This window comes from Faecalitalea cylindroides ATCC 27803, from assembly GCF_000469305.1.
Classification (GTDB): domain Bacteria; phylum Bacillota_I; class Bacilli_A; order Erysipelotrichales; family Erysipelotrichaceae; genus Faecalitalea; species Faecalitalea cylindroides.
Map to the genome: position 1 here is coordinate 629 of NZ_KI271062.1, position 1991 is coordinate 2619.

Here is a 1991-nt window from a genome sequence, read left to right on the forward strand (position 1 = left end):
TTCATCACTTATAATGCTAGATAAGCTTCGGGAAGATATCTATACCAAAGAAGCAGAGTGTGCGATCTCCGGCAGCGGGAAAGTGACAGTGAATTAGTCAAGGGGAAAAATGTTATGAGGAAGATTCTATTGTTTATGGTATGTTGCACTTTAGTGTGCGGCCTGAATGGATGCACTTTCTTCGGGAGCGGATCATCCAATGAATTTCGTTCAGATGAAGAATTGGCTGATGAAATGATAGAAAAAATTATTGCTTGCGTAGAAAAGGAAGATGCAGAGGGTCTGACAGAATTATTTTCGCCATATGCCAAGGATAGTACATTAAATTTAGCGGAACAGGAAGAAGACTTCATAGATTTTTTTCAAGGCGAATGTGAAAGCTGGAAAGGAAATGCAAGTTCTCAGGAAAAAAGTGAACACGGAAAAACGATCTGGCGAAAACTGAGAGGGCATTATTCAATCATCACGGATGAAGCGCAGTATGAAATAGCCTATACTTATATTCCTTTTCACAGAGAAGAACTAGATAAAGAAGGACTTACCGCAATAGAGATCACTACGGAAGAAAACTTTGACAAGGAGGATTTTCTCTGGAGTTTGGACCAGCGACCAGGAATCTATGTGACTGAAGAGGGAGAAGAGGATCTCTCAAGACAGAAGCAGATCACTCCCGAAGAACTGATCCAGGCAGCAGATCTTACAAAAGAACAGTATAGCGGCGTTGATCTCGAACAGTTTATTGAAGATTTCTCTGTGACGAAAGAAGATGTGAATACACTCAATATACCTTTGCTTCTGAAAGAATACGAACCAGATTACAAGGGCCGAGTGATCGATGTGAGTTATCTTCTTGAAGACGATATAGAAAGCCGTACATCGGATTTTACTCGTGATGCAATTGCGATTGCTTTCATGGAAAACAAGAATACAAGTACAGAATGTGTCTATTATGATTTGTTACAGGATAGACGATATCAAACATCCGATGCGTATCTCTTTGACAATCTGTATCAGACACAGGCAGGATATTATAGTAATGGACAACAAATTTTGCAGGGACTGGATAAGTACAAAGTTTTCACTTGGGAATCCAAAACGGATGAAGAAGAAATCACAGATCCTCAATCCATGGTACTGGCAATAGAATATGCAGACGGAACCGTGTTCCGTATAGAAGCATCGGGTTTACTCTCTCAGGTGCTGCCAGGGGCGTATAAGGAAGTAAGAGAAATGCTTTTGTCAGGAGAATACAACAAAAGCTAGAGAAATATCTAAGGAGAAAAACAACGTGAACAAAGTATTTGAAGATGATTTTCTGGATGTACAGTCACGAATCATTGCACTGTGTGTCGAATTCGCGGATAACAAGGCCGATAAGGTTTATGCCTATGGTTCCATTGAAGAAAACAGTATTTCTTTTAATGCATTTTTCAACATTGGCGGTCAAATCAAAACGACCAATAATGTAGTAACCGATACAGACACAATATGGGATTTTCTGGATTTAGGGGAATCGGATCTTGAGAAGATAAAAGAAATATGCATCCACTATGGAAAACCTGTTCCTACAGAATTAAAAATGATATATGACTGTAAAACCGGTCAAATAGACACAAAATATCAATATAACAGTATCTGTTCTGCAAAGACAGGGATCGATTCCAGTGAGATTTTTTTGAAGTGGTTAGATGAGGTGCGCAATGGAAGAGATAAAACAACATTGTGAGAAGGTGATCCAGATGCTTCGCTTGGATTATCCTGCGCAGTTACAATATCCGGGAAGCATCAAAAAAATATATGATGTTATGTTGCAGATCCTATCTTGCGATGAACTTCCTGATGTTGACTGGGTAGGCATGGTGCGCTGTTTTGTCGATGAAACTACGGATTATCAAAATCCGGTCCTCTTTGAGATCGATAAAATTGCGAAGCTGTCAAAGGAAAAATAATGAAGCAGTTGAGAAAAACAGAATGGCAAAAAGGATATCTCA

The 1991-nt window shown here is 39.3% G+C and carries 3 protein-coding genes; all 3 read left to right on the forward strand.

Annotated elements, in window-relative coordinates; translation table 11 throughout:
* Nucleotides 1-114 precede the first annotated feature (114 nt).
* Genes HMPREF0367_RS09605 through HMPREF0367_RS09615 form a run of 3 tightly spaced genes read left to right on the forward strand, consistent with a single transcriptional unit; the run spans nt 115 to nt 1949 of the window.
* Nucleotides 115-1263 carry a DUF5104 domain-containing protein gene (locus HMPREF0367_RS09605; protein ID WP_081683684.1) on the forward strand — a complete coding sequence of 383 codons (1149 nt, stop codon included), beginning with the start codon at nt 115-117 and terminating at the stop codon, nt 1261-1263.
* A 25-nt stretch (nt 1264-1288) separates the two neighbouring features.
* A complete protein-coding gene (locus HMPREF0367_RS09610; RefSeq protein ID WP_035403743.1) occupies nt 1289-1726 on the forward strand; it encodes a hypothetical protein in 438 nt (145 codons plus the stop codon).
* Nucleotides 1701-1949, forward strand: coding sequence for a hypothetical protein (locus HMPREF0367_RS09615; protein WP_022356677.1), 249 nt, complete (start codon nt 1701-1703; stop codon nt 1947-1949). The genes HMPREF0367_RS09610 and HMPREF0367_RS09615 overlap by 26 nt, the downstream gene beginning before the upstream one ends.
* Nucleotides 1950-1991 lie beyond the last annotated feature (42 nt).

Excerpts from the sequence above, each read along its gene's own strand:
- HMPREF0367_RS09615 (WP_022356677.1), top strand. The coding sequence starts at position 1,701 with ATGGAAGAGATAAAACAACATTGTGAGAAGGTGATCCAGATGCTTCGC.
- HMPREF0367_RS09605 (WP_081683684.1), top strand. The coding sequence starts at position 115 with ATGAGGAAGATTCTATTGTTTATGGTATGTTGCACTTTAGTGTGCGGC.